Source organism: Ruegeria sp. CDSB113 (assembly GCF_059611045.1).
Genome location: NZ_JBXWOU010000001.1, coordinates 178,812 through 200,006, shown reverse-complemented (window position 1 = coordinate 200,006; position 21,195 = coordinate 178,812). Strand labels below are relative to the sequence as shown.

Below are 21,195 nucleotides of genomic sequence, written 5' to 3'. Positions count from 1 at the left end.
TGCGCAGCCACACTGTAAATTCCCCGTATTCCGGGCATGGCTTTCGGTACGTTGTTTCGCGTAGGGTCCGGCAAAGATAAAACACTGCGGACACGGGCAGACAATGACTCGCATATTCACGGCAATTTTGTTTCTTTTTCTCATCGGCGCGCGCGCTGTTTTTGCACAGCAGGACGCAGGTGTCTGGGTGCAGGTCGAAGCGCAGCCCTCGCTGCGCGAAGCGCAGGAACGTGCGCGGGCCTATGCCGGTACCTTGCCGGACGTAAACGGATTTCGCTTGAACTCTGGCTGGTATGCCATTGTTATCGGGCCATATTTGCGCAACGATGCGGAACAGGTTCTAAGCGTTTACCGCGCCGAGGGGCAAATCCCTGCGGACAGCTATATCGCGTTTTCTAGTGCACTGGGTCAGCAATTCTGGCCGGTAGGAGAGAACATTCTGGACCGGGGTGTCGTGACGCCACCAGTTGAACCTCAGCCGGAACAGCCGGTTGTTGGCGTAACCCCGCAGGCCTCTGACGAGACACGCTCGCAAGCGTTGCAAAGCGAGCGTCTTTTAAGCACGCAGGAACGCATGAATTTGCAAACCGCCCTGCAGGCCGCGGGTTTTTACAATTCAACGATCGATGGCGCATTTGGCCAAGGCACGCGGCGCTCCATGGGCGACTGGCAACGGTTCAACGGCTTTGAAGCAACCGGCGTTCTGACGACCGCACAGCGCAAGGCGTTGATTGACGACTTTAACGCCCCCCTTCTGAGCGTTGGGATGGAGCGTTACTCCGACCCGCAGGCCGGTATCGATGTGGATCTGCCGATGGGTGTCATCGCATTCGACCATTATGAGGCCCCGTTTGTTCACTTCAAACGCACAACCGATCTGGATGCCAAGGCCCTGTTGATCAGTCAGAAGGGCGACAAAGCCACGCTGCGCGCCTTTTATGAGGTGCTGCAATCGCTGGAAATCGTTCCGCTCGACGGCCCACGACAACTGCGCGGTGACAGCTTTACCCTGGAAGGGCGCGGTAATGGGATCGTGACCTATAGCGAAGCACGGCTGGACGATGGTCAGATCAAAGGCTTTACACTGGTTTGGCCCGAGGGTGACGATGCCCGCCGCGCCAGAGTGCTGGCCGCAATGAAGGCCAGCTTTACCGCAACTGGCGCTGTGCTGGACGCCGCAGCGGGTGCCAATGCTGAGCAGCGGATTGATCTGGTATCCGGGTTGCAAGTGCGCACACCGCGCCTGTCCCGTTCGGGCTTTTTCGCTGATACCAGCGGCACGGTCCTGACCGTATTTGAGGCCGCTGACAGCTGCACGCGCATCACGCTTGATGACGATCAAGAGCTTCAGGTCGCCTTGTCAGATGCCGATCTGGGCGTGGCGGTTCTGCGCCCCAGCCGCAATCTGGTTCCGGTCAACGTGGCAGAATTCAGCGCCGATGCGCCGCGTATTCAATCTGAGATCGCGGTGTCGGGTTTCTCTTATGAGGGCGCCTTGGGCGCACCGACACTCACCTTTGGTCAGATCGCTGACGTGCGCGGACTGAACGGAGAAGACGGCGTGAAACGTCTGGCATTGGCGGCCCAGCCTGGCGATGCGGGAGGACCGGTTTTTGACGGCAATGGCCAGGTTGTTGGCATGCTGCTGCCATCCCCGACCGAAGGACGCACCCTGCCCGCGTCCGTCAGCCTCGCTGCAACGGCCAACAGCCTGAATGAGGTTCTGGCCAAGGCAGGCGTGTCCGGTCAATCGGGTCAGCCGACGGCGCAAATCTCGCCGAATGAACTTAGCCGCCGGGCAACCGGCATGACTGTCTTGGTTCACTGCTGGGACTAAGAACCATACCAAAAGAAAAAAGCGCCGCTCTTACGGGCGGCGCTTTTTTGTTGGCTACAGGATATCCGGTGTGACGCGGATCAATGTCGGCACCGGGGCCGCAAAAGCCGACCGGACCGCCTCTTGCATCTCGTCTAAACTAGAGGGCGCGGATGACAACGCACCGAAGGCCTCGGCCAATTTGCAGAAATCCGGGTTGCGCGCCACGACCGCATTCGGGGCGATCTGACCTCGGACCATGCTGTCCTCAATCTCTTTGAGCTTTCCGTTGTCCCAAAGGATAATCGGCAGAGACAGGCCCAGTTCGACTGCTGCACCAAGCTCTTGCATCGTATAGTGAAAACCGTAGTCCCCGGCGATCACCGCTGTAGGCTTACCTCGGCGCGCCACAGCCCCGCCAATTCCGGCCGGCAGCGCATAGCCAAGCGTGCCGAATCCGGTCGGATGGTGCCAGTGATAGGGATAGCCCATATCCCAAACCTCTTTGGCGACATAAGCGAACTGGGTCATGTCGGAATAGATCATGGTGTCGCCGGGCATCGCCGCGCGAAGGGCATCCAGGACCGGGACGATACCTGGTCGTTCCGCATCCACTTCGGCCCGCCAACGGCGGCGCGTGTCGGCTACTTCTTCTTCTGTCCACCCCGTTGCAGGTTTGACATGATCAATGGCAGCCCAAAGTGCATGGGCAAAGCTTTCCCCATCAGCCTGCAGCTTGACGGCTGCGCGATGGTGGTCGGACAGAACCTTCGGGTCCAGATCTATACGCACCAGATTGGCCGTGTGGCCCAATGTGTTTCGCCACAGGTCGACCTCGCCCAATTCCGCGCCCACAACAACCACAAGATCGGCCGAGGCGATGACATCGGCGCTGCCCGGTCGTGGCAACATGGCTCCATAGTCCAAGGCATAGCCCAACCCCGCCATTCCGCGCCCGGCATACGTGGTAAAACAGGCCGCACCCAACTGCGTCAGGATTTGCCGCCACAGATTCGACCGCGCACCACCACCCAGAATAAACAACGGGCGCCGTGCGATGTTCAGCATGGACAATACCGGAGCCAAGTCCGGCGGCAGAACTTTTGAGCGCAAACCAGGTTGGTTGGGAAACGGTGCGGGATCTGCATCGGCCTCAAGCTGTGCAATCGGCACTTGGATGTGTTTTGGGCGTGGACGATTTAGTTCGAACTCTTCAAAAGCACGCTCGACCAGATTGTAGGCTGCCTGCGCCGTATTGGCCTGATGCGACCAGTCCGTCACGGTTTCAGCCGCAGCACGCTGGTCTTTCATCTGGTGCAATTGCCCGTACCCCCCTTGCGTTTCATCAAGGCACGAGGACATCACCAGCATCGGGACCGAGTCCGTATAGGCCTGCCCCATCGGCGTCATGATATTGCACAACCCCGGTCCGGTGATGACATATGCAACACCCGGCTTGCCGGTCGCACGGGCATAGCCGTCGGCCATGAACCCTGCCCCCTGCTCGTGCCGGGCCAGCACATGGGTGATTCCGGCCTCTTCGATCCCGCGATACATTTCCTGATTGTGCACGCCGGGAATACCAAAGATCACATCCACTCCGCGATCCCGCAGCATATGCGAAATCTGCGCACCAAGGGGTCTTTTCATCAATTCCTCCAGAACTGGACAGTGAAGAGTGCGTAAACGGCCAAAAGCTCAAGCCGTCCCACCAGCATACCGATTGAAAGCAGCCATTTCGCGGTGTCGCTGAGCCCTGCAAAGTTGCCAGCCGGTCCGATCTGGTCCCCCAGTCCCGGGCCTACATTGGCCAGCGCTGTGGCCGCCCCGGAGACGGCAGTTATGAAATCCAATCCCGTCAGCGCCAGCGCCCAGGCCAGCACGCCCAACGAGAGCACAAAAAACATAAAGAAGCTCATAACCGAGGTCAGAACGTCGGGACCAATCGAACGGCCATCATATTGCGGCTTAAAAACACCATGAGGTGACCGGATGCGGCGGATCTGGGTCTTGATCGAAGCAAACAGCAGTTGATACCGGAAGATCTTGATGGAACAGGCGGTTGAACCCGCGCAGCCGCCAATCAGACCGATCAGGAAGAACATCATGATCGGGAAACTGCCCCAGCCCATGTAATCTACGCTGGCATATCCGGTACCCGAAATGATCGAGGTGATGTTGAACAGGGATTCCCGAACAGCCTGTTCCCAATGATGCGGAAAAACAGAGGTCAGAAAGACCGCCATAATGACCACCAGCACCAGAATGGTCGCCAGAAAGGTCCGTATCTGGCTGTCGCGGAAAATGGACCTCGTATTGCCATTGGCGAATTGGACGTAGCGCACGAAAGGCAGTGCAGCGAGGATCATGAAGACAGCGGCCGCATATTCTGCCGGGCCGGAAAACGTGCCAAAGGACGCGTCATAATTTGAAAACCCGCCCGTTGAGATCGTCGTCAGCGCGTGCACCACGGCATCAAAAAAGCCCATCCCCAGACCTGCATAGACCAACGCGCAAACAATCGTCAGAAAGACGTAGATCAGGGAAATCTGGCCCGCGATCTCTTGCGCACGCGGCAGAATTTTCCCCATGGTTTCAAATCCTTCCGAGCGGAAGATTTGCATACCCCCGACCCGAAGTTCGGGCAGAAACACCATGGCCACAACAATAATACCGATGCCGCCCAGCCATTGCAGCAGCCCTCGCCACAGCAACAAACCCTGCGGCAGATCATCAAGGCCGGAAATCACGGTCGAGCCTGTGGTCGTCAGGCCCGACATCGCCTCGAAATAGGCATCTACAAAGCGCAGTTCAGTCTCGCCGAACAGAAACGGGATGGCGCCAAAAAATGGCAGTGCGACCCAGACCCCTGTGGTCAGCAAAAAGGTCTGACGGATCGTCAGACCTTCGCCCACCCCGTTCGAGCAGCTCATCGCCAGAATGACGCCGGTCAGAATCGTGATGACGCCGCTTTCCAGAAAAACGTGCCATTCGCCCCGGCCTTCGATGAAGTCCGCAAGCATAGGCAGCAGCATGGTCGCCCCAAGAATGGCGACCAATAGGCCAATCACATATCCAACCGGGCGCATATCCGTCATGAGGCGCAGCGTTGGCGCGCCTGCACGACTGTGTCAAGCCGGTGTCGGGTTTTACCCGTCCGTTTTGCGTGCCGTTGTTGGCATCGCGGGCGGATTAGATGGGGCGCGCGGGCGACGCGCCGCGGCTGCCTGTGCCACCTCGGGCTTTGCAGCATCGGCTTTTGCAGGCGCAGGCTGCGCCGCGACCGGCTTGGCAGGTGCAGGTTTCGCCGCGACCGGCTTGGGTGCGGTTGGTTTGGCCGGTGTCTTTGGCACTGTGGTGTTCGCTGCCACAGGTTTCGGCTTGGCAACCGCTGCCGGTTTTGGCGCAGGTGTTTTTCTAGCAACAGCAGGCGCAGCGGCAGGCTTCGGTTTGGCTGCCACAATGGGTTTGGCCGCTGGCTGCCCCTTGGCGACAGCAGGCTTGGCGGCAGGCTTTTCTGCAACTTCGGCCGATTTGGCTGCCACCGGTGTGGGTTTGGTTACAGCAGCCACCGTTTTTGGCGCGGTCGGCTTGGGTGATTCGACCTTGGGTTTTGCAGCGTCTTTCTTGCGGGCCACAGGCTTGTGCTTAGCAACCACGGCAGGTTTTGCCTTGGCAACCGGTTTGGCCTTGGGTGCAGGTTTTACCGAGGGTGCAGCCGGGGCAGGAGCAGCAGCCGACGCGTGCAAGGCATTAACCGACACAAACGGCAGCTCCATCGCCGAGCGGGTCAAAATCTGCATAATTTTCATTTGGTTGCTAACCGCATAGCCGGCCATTCGGATGGCCGCAGCCTGAAATTCCAGCGGTTGGGAAATTGGATTCATACTTTAGTTCTCCTCTGAAAGCGATGCAGCCTGCAAAAGAGTGAATTGAGCTGCCCGTCCCGATCTTTCGGGCGGATCAAGCAGTCACGAAGTCCTGAGCGTCGCACGTCTCAGCTTCCTTTCAGAGTGGCAGACGCACGAACAGAAATTCGCCTGCCACGGCTGCATTCCACACCAGTGTTACTTGAACGACTGTGCAAATGCAGCACGAATTGCCGCACTGCGGCGGAAAACCGCTCTTAGTCTAAAAATGATACCTTATTGATCCACCCTGCCCCGTCACCCGACGTGGAACAGGGTGGTGAAAAGCCGCGGGTCCAGGCTGGGTGACACAAAGGTCGGACCTTCGGTCAGAACCGACACCGCATCGTGGCTGTGCAGGCTTTCCTGATGGCTTGCGACCACGCGGAAATCGCCGATATGGTGATCGGCCAGCAATTCGGCACAGAACAAACGGGCAGCGTCTTCGACAAAGATCGGATTGGCCGCATTAAGCTCGGCAAAGGCCTGTTCATCCTCGCGTTTGACCATCACCTGCGTTTCTGTCGGAACGGCACGGCGGCACATGGCAATCAGATCCTCGAACCACAGGCAATCCGTGTCGCAATCTACAACAACAGAAATCCGCGCCACTGAGCGTTGCGAATGCGGTGTTGCCAGCTGTCCACGTGTTGCGCGTGCGTGCTCGCTGAGTTCCAGCGAACAGGGACATGTTGAGGAATATACGTAGTCCAGATGCATGACCTTCTGGCGCACTCCGCCCTGTTCAACCAGCTCAAGTGCGATGTCGTAATACTGATACCCTTCCAAACCGGACCGCAGGCTTTGAACACGGTCGGGATAGGAAAACCGCATCTGGATACGGGCGTCAAAGCTGTCCAGATCAGTCATATAGTCATCCAGCGCGGCCTCCATGACTTCAAAACTGAACGTACGCTCGGCGTGTTTGTAAAACGAGCGCATGATCCGGGACATGTTGATGCCCTTCTTTTCGGCATCCAGACTGACAGTCCCGGTCACCGAGGTCTCAAGCGTCAGGTCATCGCCGCGCTTGCGATGAAATCGGATCGGCAGGCGGAAGTTCGAGATACCAACATGCTGGATTTGCTGCTTTGCGCCCCGGATCAAGCTGGACGGGCCATTCTGCAAATCCGGTAAGGTCGCGCGATACGCGCTGTCGACCGTGAAACCCTCAGGGTATTCGCGCGACAGGGACGGATAATTCACGGGCACAAGACCAGGCACAAGGCGCGCAATTGCCGGGTCGAGCTGGCTGATCTCGGCCTCGGTTGCGGACTCGGCCCATTTGCGCAGCGTCTTCAGAGCGGCTGCGGCTTCGTCATTGTCGGGCATATCCTCAATGTCGCGGGGGTGCACGTTCATCGATCGGGTTCCTTGGTTGGTCGCCGAACCTTATTCTTGTTCGGCTTGCTTTCCAGTGTAGCTTTATACGCTGAAAAACACAGCCCGGATCGAAATTCGGCGAAAATCGCATGACTTACGTCATTTTCACCTAGGTTCGACCCGGTTGTCAGTAAACCACCGCCGCAATTTAACGTTGCGACAGGTCCAGCGCATGCTTGATGTCTGCAAGCAGATCGCCCGCATCCTCCAATCCTACGGAAAAGCGGATCAGGCCGGGTGTGATGCCCAATTCGTCCTTCTGATCGTCACTCAGACGCTGGTGTGTTGTCGTGGCCGGATGTGTTGCGATCGACTTGGCATCGCCCAGGTTGTTCGAAATGACAGGGATCGTCAGCGCGTTCAGGAACGCAAACGCTGCGTCCTTGCCGCCCTTGATGTCCAGCGACAGAACTGTTCCGCCTTTGCCGCCCAATTGGGCTTGGACCAACGCGTTTTGCGCATGGGTCTTCAGACCCGGATAGAGCGTGCGTTCCAGCGCCGTATGCCCCTCCAGAGCTTCGGCAATGCTCTGCGCCGTCTCGGCCTGCGCGTTCACGCGCAGGGCCATCGTTTCCAGCCCCTTCAGCATGATCCACGCATTGAACGGGCTCAACGCACCGCCAGTGTGCTTAAGGTAGGGCTCAACCGTTCCCCGGATGAAGTCCTTGGTACCAATTATGACACCACCCAGAGCTCGCCCCTGCCCGTCGATATGTTTGGTCGCGGAATAGACCACGACATCCGCCCCCTGTTCGATCGCGCGCGAAAAAACCGGGGTGGAAAACACATTGTCCACGATGACAAGCGCGCCAACCGCATGGGCCAATTTGGCAACCGCCTCGATATCAATGACCTCAAGCGTCGGGTTTGACATGGATTCGAAGAAAACCACCTTGGTCTCAGGGCGGATCGCCGCTTTCCAGGCGTCCAGATCGGTGCCGTCAACAAAGGTGACGTCCACACCATAACGGGAAAGGATGTTTTCGAGGATATACAGACAGGACCCGAACAATGCCTTGGCCGACACCACATGGTCGCCCGCCTGTAACATCGAGGTCAGCGCCGCGTTCACCGCAGCCATGCCGGATGCTGTGGCAAACGCGTCCTCACCGCCTTCCAGCGCGGCAATGCGCTGTTCGAACATCGAAACGGTCGGGTTGCCATAGCGGGCATAGATGAACTCATCCGGGCCGGATTCGATGAACCGCGCCTCGGCTTGTTCGGCTGTCTCATAGACAAAGCCTTGTGTCAGAAAAATTGCTTCGCTGACTTCGTTGTATTGGCTGCGACGGATGCCGCCATGGACGGCTTGGGTGCGTTTGTTCCAGCTCTCGCTCATCTCATTCCTCTCGACCCTTGTCTGGCAAGGGCATCAAAAAAACCCCAGACGCGGTCAAGCGAAAGGGGCCTTTCATCCTGACCTTTTAGCGGTGTTGTTTAGCGTGGCCCGCAATCCGGTAACAAATCGCCACGTAGCTTCTGCGATGCAAATACGCCGCGTGTACATGGCCGTCAAGCCCGGTTGCCCTGTGTCACGCTTTCGTAACCGCCTCTTGCCGATTGCGCAGAATACCGCATGATCGCCTCAACCTGAGGAGGCACCATGATCGATCTGTATTTCTGGCCCACGCCGAATGGCTGGAAGGCGTCCATCGCTTTGGAAGAGATGGACCTTCCCTACACCACCCACCTGATCAATATCGGCAAGGGGGATCAGTTCGACCCCGAGTTCCTGAAAATTGCGCCCAACAACCGGATGCCTGCCATCGTTGACCCGGACGGCCCAGATGGCGCACCTATCTCGGTGTTCGAAAGCGGCGCGATCCTGATGTATCTCGCCCGCAAGACCGGACGCTTTTATGGCAAAACCGAACGTGACCGGATCGCCGTCGAGGAATGGCTGATGTGGCAAATGGGCGGCGTCGGACCGATGGCCGGTCAGGCGCATCACTTCCTGAAATACGCGCCAAACCTCGAGCCGCCGCAGGACCTGCCCTATGCCAAGGACCGCTACCGCGCCGAAGTCGGGCGGCTGTACGGAGTATTGGACCGGCGGTTGGCCGAAAATGAATATGTCGCGGGCAATTTCTATTCCATCGCGGATATATCGATCTGGGGCTGGGCAAGTCTGTGGGAAGGGCAACAACAGGTGTTAGAAGACAAACCGCATTTCACTCGGTGGCTTGAAACGGTCAGCGCCCGCCCCGCAGTTCAGGCTGGGCGCGCGTTGCATGCCGAACTGCGCGGCGATCACAGGGACAAGCAAGCACAGGGGGTTTTGTTTAAACGGTAAATCGTGTTTTCTGGGCGCTACTTAGATCTATTTTCCCCTCTCGACAGTTGGCTGCACGCTTTGCTGTCGAAAGTCATTTCCAGAAACAGTTTTCGAACTCGGGCTTAGGAGCAAAAATGACAGTTTTGGTACAACCAGCATCTAAATCCGTGCCGCCCGAGGATTTGGCCGATCTTCTTTGGAGTACTGACCCAATACTAAACGGTTACATGTTTAGCAAAATGGATGTCCTGCATAAGATCGTCCGAACTGAATGGCCGGAGGAGCAGGGGTTGTTTTCTTACAAACATGCCTTCACTGCCATGGACCATGACAAAGTCATCGGGCTTCTTATTGGGCATACGGAAAACGAGTACTCTGTAAACTTCAATTTTTCCGTTGATCATCAAGCAAATGCACTTGGCGGCAATGAAGCAGAACATCTGAAATCAGCGTTGTATTGGATGGATCGATTGTTTCCTACCCCGCGTCAAGCCTCTTACTATATTCTCGAATTTGCCGTGAGCCCCGATATGCAGGGATCAGGTATTGCTGGCCAGTTGTTTGACGCAGCAACGTCGCGTGCTTTGGCGGGCGGGTGCAAGCAAATTTGCCTTGATGTAGCTGCCAACAATCAAGCTGTGGGCTTCTATCAACACATTGGATTTCGAGTTGAAGTTGAAACGCGTGTGCCGGCTTTGGACGATGGACATGGAATTGGCCTGCATCTGCACATGGTTCGGGACATCGGCTGAACCTTGTAACGTTGGAATGTGCCGGATCACCAAACTAGCCTATCCCTCCCCCCGCACCAGCACATCCAGCATGCCCGAGATATCCTCGACCTCTTCCGCGATCACATGGGTCACCGAATGCGCCCGCTGCATCCGGCCCGTGACCCGCAGCAGCCGCCCCGAGATCACCGCCCGGCGGAAACGTTCATAGATCTTGCGCCAGACCACCACATTCACGATGCCGGTCTCATCCTCGAGCGTGACAAAGATCACCCCCTTGGCCGTCCCGGGTCTCTGCCGCAGGATCACCAGCCCCGCGACCGCCACCAGCGCGCCCTCGGGCGGGTCGTTCAACCGATTGGCGGGCAGACACGCGGGCGGCCGCGGCCAGTTCCGGTTCGTAGATATAGGGCAGGTAGGTAACGCAATCATGGGAACAAAAATAGAACAAACGCAAGGAAAGTCCATAGGCGGCGTGACGAGTCGCAAATGAGGCTGGAAAGACCTAAATGCCTTCACTATGGAAGAATTCGACAAGCGAAAGAGGAAGACGCACGCAATGGCAAAGATTACCTATGTCGAGCACGGCGGTACCGAACATACAGTCGAAGTCGCCAGCGGCCTGACCGTCATGGAAGGGGCCCGTGACAACAATATCCCCGGCATCGAGGCCGATTGCGGCGGCGCCTGCGCCTGTTCGACCTGCCATGTCTATATCCACCCCGACTGGGTCGAGAAGGTTCCGGCCAAGGACGACATGGAAGAGGACATGCTGGATTTCGCCTTTGAACCCGACCCGGCCCGCTCGCGCCTGACCTGCCAGATCAAGGTCACTGATGAGTTGGACGGGCTGGTTGTTCAAATGCCCGAAAAGCAGATCTGATGCTTTTCAAAGCGATCGCGGCTGCCGCGATCGCAATTGGAATCTGTCCGAGCCAGACAATATCTCAGCAGCCATGGCAGTATGAACCGTTGGGTTCGGCGGAGTACTCGGAACCCACTGCGCGATACCCGCACGGGGTACTTGGTGATCAGATCGAATACGGCGCTCTGATCCTGCAATACGCGCCGGAATGGGCGAAATACACAATCCGGCTGCCAAAAGATCGCGTTTTCGAAGATATCCGACCGCGCCTGATTGATTTTGACAACGATGGGCGTCGTGAAGCTCTGGTGGTTGAAAGCCATCGTGATAAAGGTGCACGGCTTGCAATCTACAATGGCGGCGGCCTGATCGCCGCTACGCCCTACATCGGAACCCGCTTTCGCTGGCTCGCTCCGGTCGGAGCGGCCGACATGGATGGCGATGGCAACGTCGAGATCGCCTATGTCGATCGCCCTCACTTGGCCAAAACCTTGCGCATCTGGCGGTTTGCAGACGGCAAACTGACCGAAATCGCATCGCTGCCCAATCTCACCAATCACCGCATTGGAGAAGATTTCATCTCCGGCGGTCTGCGCGATTGCGGCGGCACTCCGGAACTGATCCTCGCCAACGGCAACTGGACACGCGTCATCAGCGTCACTTACGAAAACGACTGGACCACCCGCGACCTCGGCGCGTTTACCGGCCACAAAAGCCTGAACAACGCACTCAAGTGCTGATCCGCCTCTTCATCTGGCCAAAAATATCCTGGGGGTGAGGCCGCAGGCCGAGGGGGCAAAGCCCCCTGTCCTACCAACCACTCAAAGTGCCCGCCAGCCGATATCGCGGCGATAGAAGCCCTCGGGCCACTCCACGCCTTCAACCATTGCATATGCCCGATCCCGAGCTTCTTGCAGCGTTTCTCCACGCGCGGTCACGTTCAATACGCGTCCACCTGCAGCTTGTACCTGGCCATCAACTGCCTTGGTGCCGGCGTGGAAAACCATGTTGCTGCTATCTTCAGGAAGCCTATCCAAACCCTTGATTGCGGTTCCTTTTTCGTAGGAACCGGGATACCCCTGCGCTGCCATCACAACCGTCATCGCATGATCGTCAGCCCAGTTCACCTGCGTCTCGCTCAAACGACCCTCGGCTGCGGCATGAAGCAGGTCCAGAACCTGAGCACCAAGCCGCATCATCAGAACCTGGCATTCCGGGTCACCAAAGCGGACGTTGTATTCGACCAACCTCGGTTGGCCGTCCTTGATCATCAACCCCGCATACAAAACGCCCTGAAACGGCATGCCCCGGCGCTTCATCTCGGCCATGGTCGGGCGCACGATCTCTTCCATCGCGCGCGCCTCGATCTCGGCACTCAGGACCGGCGCTGGGGAATACGCCCCCATACCGCCCGTGTTCAGGCCCGTGTCGCCTTCTCCTACGCGCTTGTGGTCCTGCGCCGTGCCAATGGACAGAATGTCCTCGCCATCACACAAGACGAAGAGAGACGCCTCTTCGCCCTCCATGAACTCCTCAATCACCACCTCGGCCCCCGCGCCGCCAAAAGCGCCGCCGAACATGTCGTCGATGCCCTCCAGCGCGGTCTGTTCGTCCATGGCGACGATCACACCCTTGCCTGCCGCCAAACCATCGGCTTTGACCACGATCGGCGTGCCCTGTTCGCGGACGTAAGCCTTGGCAAGCTCGGCCTCAGTGAACCTTGCATAGGCTGCGGTCGGAGCGTTCGACGCGTCACAGATTTCCTTGGTGAAACTCTTCGATGCTTCCAACTGCGCCGCATCGGCGGACGGGCCAAAGACCAACACACCCGCTTCACGCAGACGATCCGCGACACCAGCGGCCAGGGGCGCTTCGGGGCCGACGATCACGAAATCAATCGCATTCTCTTCGGCAAAGCTGACAACCGCACCACCGTTTTCGACATCCAGTGCCGCGCACTCGGCAATTTGTGCAATCCCTGCATTTCCCGGCGCCACGATCAGTCGGTCACATTTGGGATTTTGCATCACCGCCCAGGCGAGGCTGTGTTCCCGCCCGCCGCTGCCGAGAATAAGGATGTTCATGAAGGTCTCCGATCTGCTTGGCCTCGCCTTCCGGGCGTTCTAAGCTGGCCGGGCATTTGACACAAGGCGCTGAAATGTCCGACCTGCTTGATGACCCGATCCCGGGCCAAAACACCCCAGAATACTCCGTTTCAGACATCTCGGGCGAGGTGAAGCGCACGCTGGAAGGCACGTTCGGGCGAATCCGTGTGCGTGGTGAGGTCGGACGCGTGTTCACAGCGCGCTCGGGGCATCTGTACTATGACATCAAGGATGACCGGAACGTTTTGGCCTGCACCACCTGGAAAGGTCAGGTTTCGGGCCTCTCGGTGGTGCCGGAAGAAGGTCTTGAGGTTGTCGTCACCGGCCGTCTGACCGCTTTTGGTGCGCAGTCAAAATATAACCTGAACGTTGATGAGGTCGCGGTCGCGGGGCAAGGCGCTTTGATGGCCCTGCTGGAAAAGCGCAAGAAACAGCTTGAGGCGGAAGGTCTGTTCGCACCCGAACGCAAAAAGCCTCTGCCCTACCTGCCCCAGATCATTGGCGTGGTGACATCACCATCTGGCGCTGTGATCCGGGACATCCTGCACCGCCTGCGGGATCGTTTCCCGCGCAAGGTGCTGATCTGGCCTGTCGCTGTACAGGGTTCCAACTGCGCTCCAGAGGTGGCGCGCGCCATCGACGGTTTCAACAAACTGACGCCGGGCGGCTCGCTGCCTCGGCCCGACCTGATCATTGTCGCGCGGGGTGGCGGATCGATCGAAGACCTTTGGGGGTTCAACGAAGAAATCGTCGCACGCGCGACGGCCGCGTCGGACATTCCGCTGATTTCTGCCGTGGGTCACGAAACGGATACAACGCTGATCGACTTCGTCTCGGATCGACGCGCGCCAACACCGACCGCCGCGGCTGAACTTGCCGTGCCGGTTCGAATGGAACTTCTGGCTTGGACGGGTGAGCAAGGCGCACGCCTGTCTCGTGCAGCGACGGACGCGGTTCAAAGACGCTCTCAACGGCTTCGCGACCTGTCTCGCGCGTTGCCGCGCCCGGATAGCTTGTTGAACACCCCACGCCAACGCCTTGACTTAATTGCGGATCGGCTGGCACCCGCACTAAATCGCGGCGTGCAGAACCGACGTCTGCAGGTCGTCGAGCTGTCCGCACATCTGCGCCCGTCGACGTTGCGCAATCTCGTTTCGACCAGAAACGAGGCCTTTCGCAACCTGTCATCCCGTCTATCTCTGCGCCCAATCCACAGAGAGATCGAACAACAGAAGCAGAATATCAACAGGTTGGCCGACCGTATGAACGCGGCGCAAGCCACGCGCCTGGATCGGATGCGGCAACAGCTGGACGCCGCTGTTCGCCTGCGTGAAACACTTAGCTACAAGGCGACGTTGCAGCGTGGCTACGCTGTGGTCCGAGCTGAAGGCGAGGTTCTGACAACCAAGAAACAGGCGTCAAAACACAACGCATTCGAGATCGAATTCGCAGATGGTCTGTTGAACACGGGCCAGCCCACAACCTCACCGGCGGCACCTAAAAAGTCAGCTAAGAAAGATGCACCGGATCAGGGCTCGCTATTCTAACCAAATACGCCCTCAGACCCCGACTTCGGGGCCGAGACAAACCATTTCTTCATTGATGTCCTCGGCCTCGTACAGCTCGGTGGCGTCCGAGTTGCCCTCGAACAAGGCGATCAGGCCCCCGTCAGACTTGGTAAAGACCCAGCATTGCGAGTCAATCCGGTCTTCGTAGACAAAGCAGATCTGGCCCGCTTGTTCGTACCAGACACCCTCTTTGCAATTGCCGTCCAGAAAAGACCAGATCACTCGGCGATTGGGCAAATAGCGTTCGACGCCGTAAACCGTTCCCTGAAATCCATAGAACATGGTTTTTCCGAGCGTATAACTGTCGAATTCAGCCCCAGACAAAGCTGACTGAGCCGCTGCCGTCTGCGCAGAAAGTGTCAGAAGAATCGCAATACGCCTGAACATGGGAACATTCTGACAGATGCCGGTCAGCATCGCCAACAGACAATCCCCTAAAACCGGCTGCCTTAACGTCACCGCTTGAGTTGCAATGGCGATCCCGGTGATGCTGCTGAAAAAACCAAATGGGGGACATATGATGACAACCGCTCTTTTCTGGATCGCCGCCGCATGCGCTCTGGCCTATTTGCCGATGTCACCGCGCCCGGTCAGCCCCCTGCGATCCCTCTTCAAGACGGCCTCTGTCGCGCTACTGGCGCTGGTTGCTGTCTTAAGTGGTGCACCCATGCTACTGACCCTTGCGCTAGTCCTGTGCGCGTTGGGCGACGCGCTGTTATCACGCGAGACGGACTCGACCTTCATGGCAGGGATCGGTGCATTTGCAGCAGGCCACCTGGCCTATATCGCTCTGTTCCTCAGCCACCCATCCAGCGACACCGCTCTGATCTTCGACAAACCCGGCATCTTTTGGTCGCTGATCATACTCGGGATCGTTGCTGCAACCCTGCTCGCCCCCCGCGCAGGTGACCTCAAGATACCGGTTCTGGGCTATATCCCGATCATCCTTGGCATGGGCATTACAGTCCTCGCCTTGCCCGAGGCGGGCGCGTTACGCTGGGCCCTGCCCGCCGCACTGGCCTTCATCGCGTCGGACCTGATACTGGCGACTGAAAAGTTTCTGCTGCCTAACGGCCATCCGGCGCTACGCATCACGCCCTATATGATCTGGATCCTATACTGGGGCGCGCAAGCGGGGCTGTTGATTGCGTTTTTGTGACCCTTTGCAACTGCCGCAAATCCGCATTAGGTGAGAGGAACACCTGCGGAGACCAAAAATGGCGTTTTTCTCAAAGCTCAAGGACAAGCTGTTCAAATCCTCGTCCCGCCTCGAACAGGGGCTGGATGCCATCGTCGAAGACGGTGGCGAGGAAACGACCGCCCCCGATCCAGTTATCCCAGAGCCTGAGCCGCAGCCGGAACCGGTTCCCGAAATTCCGCAGCCCGGGCCAGAGACACCTGAACCCGCCCCTGTGCCACAGCCGGTCGAAACACCTGAGCCCGCACCGGTCGATCCAACCCCTGCTCCGCCGCCGCCCGAGGCCGCGCCATCCAAAGGGGTGTTGGGACGCCTATTTGGCCGGAACGAAGCCAAGGCCGTCATCCGTCGTACGTTGGACGACGATATGCTTGAGCAGCTAGAAGAACTGCTGATCGCCTCGGATATGGGCGTCGACACCGCACTGCGGGTCACATCCAACATGGCCGAAGGGCGGCTGGGCAGGAAGCTCTCCACGCAAGAGATCAAGCAATTGCTGGCCCAGGAAGTCGCCCGTGTCATGGAACCGGTTGCCAAGCCCCTGCCCATTTATCCCAAGCGCCCGCAGGTCGTTCTGGTCGTCGGCGTAAACGGATCTGGCAAAACCACAACCATCGGCAAACTGGCCAGCCAGTTCAAAGGCGCCGGCAAAAAGGTCGTTATCGCCGCCGGGGACACCTTTCGCGCCGCCGCCGTCGAACAGCTCCAAGTCTGGGGCGACCGCGCCGGCGTGCCGGTGCTGACCGCACCCGAGGGGTCTGACCCGGCCTCGTTGGCTTTCGACGCCCTGACCCGCGCGCAGCAAGACGGCGCAGACCTGCTGATGATCGACACGGCCGGACGCCTGCAAAACCGTTCGGACCTGATGGAGGAACTGGCCAAGATCGTCCGCGTGATCCGCAAAATCGACGAGACCGCCCCGCACAACACGCTGCTGGTGCTGGACGCCACCACGGGCCAGAACGCGCTGAGCCAGGTCCGGACATTCCGCGATCTCGCTGACGTGTCAGGCCTGGTAATGACCAAACTCGACGGCACCGCCAAGGGTGGCGTATTGGTTGCACTGGCCGACAAGTTCGGCCTGCCGATCCATGCCATCGGCGTCGGAGAACAGATCGACGACCTCGCCCCCTTCGACCCCGAAGAGTTCGCCGCCGCCCTCACTGGCCTGGACCGAACCTGATCCCCCCTTCATCTGGCCCCAAATATCCTCCGGGGGTCTGGGGGTGGAAAACCCCCAACCTCTCCTCCCAGCGAAAAGACTGACATTTGAGCGACTGGCTGATTTCTCTCGAAGGCACCGAAGCGGGCCATCAGCTGGCTCTTGGCCTCGCTCTGATGGCCGCCTTCCTGCATGCGGTATTTGGCGCACTGCAGAAAGGCCGTCACGATCCCTGGCTGTCCCGAGGTGCAATCGACGCCTGCTATTGCCTGATGGCCGCCCCTTTTGCCTTTTTCGTGGTACCGTGGCCTGAACCTTACATGTGGTCCATCTTCGCCGTAGTCTGGGTGATCCACATCGCCTACAAGGTCCTTCAGGCCATGGCCTATACAAAGGGCTCATACACTGTCGTCTACCCGGTCGTACGCGGCACTGGCCCCCTATTCACGGTCATCGGCGCCTATCTGCTCTTCGGCGAGACCTTTACCGGAATTCAATGGTTTGGCGTTTTGGTCCTGCTGGCCGGTATCTTCGGCCTGGCCGCCTATAATTTGCGTTTTCTGGAAACCAACCGGGAAACGCTGGGCATCGCGCTGGTACTGGCCATCGCTACCGGCCTGTTTGTCGCGCTCTACACCACTTATGACGCCTATGGCATCCGGGCCACTGCCGACCCGTTCACCTTTCTGGCGTGGTTTTTCATGATCGACGGTTTTGCGATGCCGATTTACGCCTTCCTCAGATGGCGCGCCATGATCGACCGCCCGGCCGTTGGACCATTGATGTTGCGGGGCTTGGCCGGAGGCATCATCGCCCCTATGTCCTTCGGAGCAATAATGCTGGCCACCCGTCTGGACAAGGTCGGCGAAGCTGCCGTTCTGCGAGAAACCTCGACGGTCTTTGCGGCCCTTATCGGGTGGCTGGTGCTAAAAGAAACTGTGGGGCCAAGACGGGTCGCGCTGATGGCATTGATTGCATTGGGCGCCGTAATAGTTGAAATGGGCGGGTAAAAATCAGGAAACCGACATGTCAGGCAAAAAAGAAATCAATCCGTTTCTGAAACAGGCGTTGGAACTTGGCCCCCCACTGGCCTTTTTCTTCATCTACCTACGCCTGCGTGACGACAGTTTCCTGATCGGAGGCACCGAATATTCCGGCTTTATCATCGCGACGATCATCTTCGTCCCGCTGATGCTGGCCGCCATGGGCATTCTCTGGGTCCTGACCGGCAAACTTAGCCGGATGCAGATATTCACCGCCTTCATGGTCATCTTCTTTGGTGGCCTGACCGCATGGTTCAATGATGAGCGGTTCTTTAAGATGAAAACCACGCTGGTTTACGGTTTCTTCTCGGTCATCCTCGGAATCGGTCTGCTGCAGGGGAAATCCTATCTGGCCTATGTCCTTGAAGATATGCTGCCGATGCGCCACGAGGGCTGGATGATCCTGACCCGTCGGTTGTGCGGCTGCTTTGCGGTTCTGGCCGTAGCCAATGAATTTGTCTGGCGCACCATGTCGACGGACCTATGGGTCAAAATCGAAACTTTCGCCTTTCCCATCGCACTGATGGCGTTTCTGATGCTTCAGTTCAGTCTGCTGCAACGCTACATGGATGACCCAGACCACCAATAGGCGAACACTGATAATCGGCGCGCAGCTTAAGCGTTTGCTTTCATATTGAGCCGTCACACCGCGCGCAATCAGGCAAACCAATAAAAACCTTGGAATAATAGCCCGGCTGTGGAACATTGGGGCACCACTCAACACCAGCAGCCGGAGACCCCTCAACCACATGAAGGCACTCCCAAACAGCGGATTTCTGTCCGAGGCATCAGACCGACTCAGGGCTATGCTTTCGGCACTCGCGACCGAGATTTCCTTGGATCAGGGCCAGGTGTTGTTTGAGCAGGGGGACGAAGGCGATGCGCTGTATGTGATTTCAGAGGGCACGCTTGAGGTTTCATTCCTTGCGATGAGCGGGCGCAAGCTGTCTTTGACCCTTATGAAGCCGGGCGAAGTGTTTGGCGAAATTGCGTTGTTCGACAGCGGGCCGCGGACCGCCACGATAGCAGCGGCCGAGCCATCTAGCGTGCTGCGCGTGCGCCGCAGCGACGTGATGGACCAGATCCGCCAGCACCCCGATCTTGCCGTCGACATGATCCGTCTGGCGGGTCTGCGTATGCGCTGGATGGGGTCACAGCTGAACGAACAGGTATTCTTGCCGATGCCCATTCGTCTGGCGCGCAAATTGCTGCATCTGTCTGCCCTTCAGGACGACCCCGCAATGCGCATCACCCTGTCCCAAAGCGAATTGGCCGAGTTCGTCGGTGCCACGCGCGAGGCTGTATCCAAGACGATTTCCACCTGGAAACGCGACAATGTTGTCGAGGCATCCCGCGGCGGGTTGATGATCCAGGACTTCAACGCCCTGAAAGAACTCGCCGAATCCGACTTAATCTGACCTTGTGACCTCCTTCACATACGATGTGTGCCGAAATGGCTATCGTCGTAGCTGTTACCGTAGGGGGCCAGAGAATCATCCCCGATATCTGTCCACTGGCCTCTCCCTGTACCAGAGCCATGCGCCTCCCCGGCGTATGGCTCACCTACTTTCAGCGCCACGTAAACGGAAAAGGCCGAGGCATTGCCCCGGCCTTGTCACAAAGTTTGGTGTATTGCGTTACTCGCCCAGGCTCAGCGCCACAAAGCGGGGGTCGCCACCGCGACGTACAAGCAACAACAGTGATTTACGCCCGGCTTCACGCGCTTCTTCCATGCGTGCTTCCAGATCTTCAATCGACGTCACCTTTTGCTGTCCAGCCTCGGTGATCAGATCACCGGCGCGCAACCCTTTGGAAAACGCCTCAGAGGCTTCATCCACTTCGGTCACAACCAGCCCATCGGCGTCTTCTTCCAAACCAAGATCCGTGCGTAGCGTGTCCGTCAGCGGCGAAATGGTCAGACCAAGAATGTCAGCATTCTCTTCCGTTGGAGCCTCAGAGGTTTCCTCGTCGCCCTGTTCGGCCCGTTCAGCATCCTCACGACGTCCCAGAGTAACCAGAACGGTCTGTGTGCCGCCATCGCGATGCACGACAACGCGCACGGCTTTGCCTACGGTCGTCTCACCGACCTGACGCACAAGACCGCGTGTATCTTCGACCTCGACCCCATCAAAACTGAGGATCACGTCACCAGCCAGCAGACCAGCAACTTTCGCCGGCCCATCCGGAACATCGCTGATCAGCGCACCGCCCGGCTTGGCCAACCCCATTGCCTCGGCCATGTCCTCGGTCACGTCCTGAATACGAACGCCCAGCCAACCACGGCGGGTTTCGCCGAATTCACGCAGTTGGTCGACCACCTTGACCACGACGTTGGACGCCATTGAAAAGCCGATCCCAATCGAGCCGCCGTTGGGCGACAGAATCGCGGTGTTCACACCAATCACTTCGCCATTCATGTTGAACAGCGGGCCGCCCGAGTTGCCCCGGTTGATCGCAGCGTCGGTCTGGATGTAGTCGTCATAAGAACCGCTCAGCGCCCTGTTGCGAGCCGAAACGATCCCGGCCGAAACCGAGAAGCCCTGCCCCAACGGGTTGCCCATGGCAATAACCCAATCACCGACACGGGCGACGTCACTGTCGCCAAACTGCACGTATTGCAGCGGGCCCGGGGCCTCGACCTTCAGCAGCGCAATATCGGTTTTCTCGTCCGTGCCGATCACCTTGGCAGGCAGTTCTTCCGGCGGCTGTCCATCACCGGGGAAGAACTCCACCAGGATTTCATCGGCCTCGGCGATCACGTGATTGTTGGTGACGATGTAGCCGTCTTCGGAAATCACGAACCCCGAACCCAGCGCGTTGCTACGGCGCGGGCGATTTTCATCATCACCGTTCCGGTCCTGAAAATCGCGGAAGAAATCTTCGAACGGCGACCCTTCGGGCACAATGCCCTGCGGGCCGGTCTGGCCTTCGATCAACGTCGAGGTGGTAATGTTGACCACGGCCGGGCTGATCTTTTCTGCCAGCGGCGCCAGGCTTTCGCTCCGCGCCTGTGCTGCGACGGTTTGGGCCAGAACAAGAATCATCCCCGCAATGGCCAGCCACATCAGCCGCATGAAACCAACACCCTCGTCCTGCCGGACTGAAATACTGCCTGCTTGTGCCTGCACTTGGGAACTCCTT

The 21,195-nt window shown here is 58.4% G+C and carries 21 protein-coding genes and 1 riboswitch; of the genes, 11 read left to right on the top strand and 10 right to left on the bottom strand.

The features are described from left to right. Window positions 1–103 precede the first annotated feature (103 nt). Complete coding sequence (locus tag AC2FIS_RS01030) at window positions 104–1,837, top strand: serine protease (RefSeq protein WP_496771653.1); 1,734 nt, start codon at window positions 104–106, stop codon at window positions 1,835–1,837. A 54-nt stretch (window positions 1,838–1,891) separates the two neighbouring features. Here AC2FIS_RS01030 and AC2FIS_RS01025 read toward each other — a convergent pair whose 3' ends face one another. The 5 genes from AC2FIS_RS01025 to metZ form a co-directional block, all read right to left on the bottom strand. Then, entirely contained in the window at window positions 1,892–3,466 is a 1,575-nt protein-coding gene (locus tag AC2FIS_RS01025; protein ID WP_496771652.1) for a thiamine pyrophosphate-binding protein, read from the bottom strand. Beyond that, a complete protein-coding gene (locus tag AC2FIS_RS01020; RefSeq protein ID WP_496753617.1) occupies window positions 3,466–4,914 on the bottom strand; it encodes a TrkH family potassium uptake protein in 1,449 nt (482 codons plus the stop codon). Before AC2FIS_RS01020 ends, AC2FIS_RS01025 begins: the two co-directional genes overlap by 1 nt. A 51-nt stretch (window positions 4,915–4,965) precedes the next feature. Then, window positions 4,966–5,703, bottom strand: coding sequence for a hypothetical protein (locus AC2FIS_RS01015; RefSeq protein ID WP_496771651.1), 738 nt, complete (start codon window positions 5,701–5,703; stop codon window positions 4,966–4,968). Between the two features lie 279 nt (window positions 5,704–5,982). Next, a complete protein-coding gene (folE2, locus tag AC2FIS_RS01010) occupies window positions 5,983–7,086 on the bottom strand; it encodes a GTP cyclohydrolase FolE2 (RefSeq protein ID WP_496771650.1) in 1,104 nt (367 codons plus the stop codon). A 169-nt stretch (window positions 7,087–7,255) separates the two neighbouring features. Then, window positions 7,256–8,446, bottom strand: a complete 1,191-nt coding sequence (metZ, locus tag AC2FIS_RS01005) for an O-succinylhomoserine sulfhydrylase (protein WP_496771649.1) — start codon at window positions 8,444–8,446, stop codon at window positions 7,256–7,258. Window positions 8,447–8,511: 65 nt separating this feature from the next. Then, window positions 8,512–8,589: riboswitch (SAM riboswitch) on the bottom strand. Window positions 8,590–8,710: 121 nt separating this feature from the next. On the opposite strand from metZ, the gene AC2FIS_RS01000 reads away from it, so the two are divergent. After that, a complete protein-coding gene (locus tag AC2FIS_RS01000; protein ID WP_282118744.1) occupies window positions 8,711–9,400 on the top strand; it encodes a glutathione S-transferase N-terminal domain-containing protein in 690 nt (229 codons plus the stop codon). A gap of 116 nt (window positions 9,401–9,516) precedes the next feature. Next, window positions 9,517–10,134 (top strand): GNAT family N-acetyltransferase, encoded by a 618-nt coding sequence (locus AC2FIS_RS00995; RefSeq protein ID WP_496771648.1) that lies wholly within the window; start codon window positions 9,517–9,519, stop codon window positions 10,132–10,134. Window positions 10,135–10,173: 39 nt separating this feature from the next. Here the strand turns inward: AC2FIS_RS00995 and AC2FIS_RS00990 are convergent, their stop codons facing one another. Continuing rightward, window positions 10,174–10,545, bottom strand: coding sequence for an OB-fold nucleic acid binding domain-containing protein (locus tag AC2FIS_RS00990; protein WP_496772099.1), 372 nt, complete (start codon window positions 10,543–10,545; stop codon window positions 10,174–10,176). 127 nt (window positions 10,546–10,672) lie between these two features. On the opposite strand from AC2FIS_RS00990, the gene AC2FIS_RS00985 reads away from it, so the two are divergent. Then, a complete protein-coding gene (locus tag AC2FIS_RS00985; protein ID WP_058273927.1) occupies window positions 10,673–10,996 on the top strand; it encodes a 2Fe-2S iron-sulfur cluster-binding protein in 324 nt (107 codons plus the stop codon). After that, a complete protein-coding gene (locus tag AC2FIS_RS00980; RefSeq protein ID WP_496771647.1) occupies window positions 10,996–11,718 on the top strand; it encodes an FG-GAP repeat domain-containing protein in 723 nt (240 codons plus the stop codon). Before AC2FIS_RS00985 ends, AC2FIS_RS00980 begins: the two co-directional genes overlap by 1 nt. Window positions 11,719–11,799: 81 nt before the next feature. Here AC2FIS_RS00980 and purD read toward each other — a convergent pair whose 3' ends face one another. Further along, on the bottom strand, window positions 11,800–13,062 hold the full coding sequence (gene purD / locus AC2FIS_RS00975) for a phosphoribosylamine--glycine ligase (RefSeq protein ID WP_496771646.1): 1,263 nt from the start codon (window positions 13,060–13,062) through the stop codon (window positions 11,800–11,802). 74 nt (window positions 13,063–13,136) lie between these two features. Here purD and xseA point away from each other — a divergent pair, with 74 nt between their 5' ends. Further along, entirely contained in the window at window positions 13,137–14,630 is a 1,494-nt protein-coding gene (gene xseA / locus AC2FIS_RS00970) for an exodeoxyribonuclease VII large subunit (RefSeq protein WP_496771645.1), read from the top strand. Window positions 14,631–14,642: 12 nt separating this feature from the next. Here the strand turns inward: xseA and AC2FIS_RS00965 are convergent, their stop codons facing one another. Then, a complete protein-coding gene (locus AC2FIS_RS00965; protein WP_496771644.1) occupies window positions 14,643–15,038 on the bottom strand; it encodes a hypothetical protein in 396 nt (131 codons plus the stop codon). Window positions 15,039–15,171: 133 nt separating this feature from the next. Here AC2FIS_RS00965 and AC2FIS_RS00960 point away from each other — a divergent pair, with 133 nt between their 5' ends. The 5 genes from AC2FIS_RS00960 to AC2FIS_RS00940 all read left to right on the top strand — a co-directional run bounded on the left by AC2FIS_RS00960 (window position 15,172) and on the right by AC2FIS_RS00940 (window position 19,472). Next, window positions 15,172–15,810, top strand: a complete 639-nt coding sequence (locus AC2FIS_RS00960) for a lysoplasmalogenase family protein (protein ID WP_496771643.1) — start codon at window positions 15,172–15,174, stop codon at window positions 15,808–15,810. Window positions 15,811–15,868: 58 nt separating this feature from the next. Beyond that, entirely contained in the window at window positions 15,869–17,032 is a 1,164-nt protein-coding gene (ftsY, locus tag AC2FIS_RS00955) for a signal recognition particle-docking protein FtsY (protein WP_109311733.1), read from the top strand. Window positions 17,033–17,118: 86 nt separating this feature from the next. Beyond that, window positions 17,119–18,021 (top strand): DMT family transporter, encoded by a 903-nt coding sequence (locus AC2FIS_RS00950; protein WP_058276089.1) that lies wholly within the window; start codon window positions 17,119–17,121, stop codon window positions 18,019–18,021. A 16-nt stretch (window positions 18,022–18,037) separates the two neighbouring features. Then, window positions 18,038–18,643, top strand: coding sequence for an inner membrane-spanning protein YciB (locus AC2FIS_RS00945; RefSeq protein ID WP_058276114.1), 606 nt, complete (start codon window positions 18,038–18,040; stop codon window positions 18,641–18,643). A 160-nt stretch (window positions 18,644–18,803) separates the two neighbouring features. Continuing rightward, on the top strand, window positions 18,804–19,472 hold the full coding sequence (locus AC2FIS_RS00940) for a Crp/Fnr family transcriptional regulator (protein WP_058274845.1): 669 nt from the start codon (window positions 18,804–18,806) through the stop codon (window positions 19,470–19,472). A gap of 14 nt (window positions 19,473–19,486) precedes the next feature. Here AC2FIS_RS00940 and AC2FIS_RS00935 read toward each other — a convergent pair whose 3' ends face one another. Next, the gene (locus AC2FIS_RS00935) at window positions 19,487–19,633 is read right to left on the bottom strand and encodes a hypothetical protein (RefSeq protein ID WP_496771642.1); all 147 of its coding nucleotides are present in this window, start codon (window positions 19,631–19,633) and stop codon (window positions 19,487–19,489) included. 58 nt (window positions 19,634–19,691) lie between these two features. Continuing rightward, window positions 19,692–21,128, bottom strand: coding sequence for a Do family serine endopeptidase (locus tag AC2FIS_RS00930; protein WP_496772098.1), 1,437 nt, complete (start codon window positions 21,126–21,128; stop codon window positions 19,692–19,694). Between the last annotated feature and the right edge of the window lie 67 nt (window positions 21,129–21,195).

Excerpts from the sequence above, each read along its gene's own strand:
- AC2FIS_RS01030 (WP_496771653.1), top strand. The coding sequence starts at position 104 with ATGACTCGCATATTCACGGCAATTTTGTTTCTTTTTCTCATCGGCGCG.
- AC2FIS_RS01025 (WP_496771652.1), bottom strand. The coding sequence starts at position 3,466 with ATGAAAAGACCCCTTGGTGCGCAGATTTCGCATATGCTGCGGGATCGC.
- AC2FIS_RS01020 (WP_496753617.1), bottom strand. The coding sequence starts at position 4,914 with ATGACGGATATGCGCCCGGTTGGATATGTGATTGGCCTATTGGTCGCC.
- AC2FIS_RS01015 (WP_496771651.1), bottom strand. The coding sequence starts at position 5,703 with ATGAATCCAATTTCCCAACCGCTGGAATTTCAGGCTGCGGCCATCCGA.
- folE2 (WP_496771650.1), bottom strand. The coding sequence starts at position 7,086 with ATGAACGTGCACCCCCGCGACATTGAGGATATGCCCGACAATGACGAA.
- metZ (WP_496771649.1), bottom strand. The coding sequence starts at position 8,446 with ATGAGCGAGAGCTGGAACAAACGCACCCAAGCCGTCCATGGCGGCATC.
- AC2FIS_RS01000 (WP_282118744.1), top strand. The coding sequence starts at position 8,711 with ATGATCGATCTGTATTTCTGGCCCACGCCGAATGGCTGGAAGGCGTCC.
- AC2FIS_RS00995 (WP_496771648.1), top strand. The coding sequence starts at position 9,517 with ATGACAGTTTTGGTACAACCAGCATCTAAATCCGTGCCGCCCGAGGAT.
- AC2FIS_RS00990 (WP_496772099.1), bottom strand. The coding sequence starts at position 10,545 with ATGATTGCGTTACCTACCTGCCCTATATCTACGAACCGGAACTGGCCG.
- AC2FIS_RS00985 (WP_058273927.1), top strand. The coding sequence starts at position 10,673 with ATGGCAAAGATTACCTATGTCGAGCACGGCGGTACCGAACATACAGTC.
- AC2FIS_RS00980 (WP_496771647.1), top strand. The coding sequence starts at position 10,996 with ATGCTTTTCAAAGCGATCGCGGCTGCCGCGATCGCAATTGGAATCTGT.
- purD (WP_496771646.1), bottom strand. The coding sequence starts at position 13,062 with ATGAACATCCTTATTCTCGGCAGCGGCGGGCGGGAACACAGCCTCGCC.
- xseA (WP_496771645.1), top strand. The coding sequence starts at position 13,137 with ATGTCCGACCTGCTTGATGACCCGATCCCGGGCCAAAACACCCCAGAA.
- AC2FIS_RS00965 (WP_496771644.1), bottom strand. The coding sequence starts at position 15,038 with ATGTTCAGGCGTATTGCGATTCTTCTGACACTTTCTGCGCAGACGGCA.
- AC2FIS_RS00960 (WP_496771643.1), top strand. The coding sequence starts at position 15,172 with ATGACAACCGCTCTTTTCTGGATCGCCGCCGCATGCGCTCTGGCCTAT.
- ftsY (WP_109311733.1), top strand. The coding sequence starts at position 15,869 with ATGGCGTTTTTCTCAAAGCTCAAGGACAAGCTGTTCAAATCCTCGTCC.
- AC2FIS_RS00945 (WP_058276114.1), top strand. The coding sequence starts at position 18,038 with ATGTCAGGCAAAAAAGAAATCAATCCGTTTCTGAAACAGGCGTTGGAA.
- AC2FIS_RS00940 (WP_058274845.1), top strand. The coding sequence starts at position 18,804 with ATGAAGGCACTCCCAAACAGCGGATTTCTGTCCGAGGCATCAGACCGA.
- AC2FIS_RS00930 (WP_496772098.1), bottom strand. The coding sequence starts at position 21,128 with ATGCGGCTGATGTGGCTGGCCATTGCGGGGATGATTCTTGTTCTGGCC.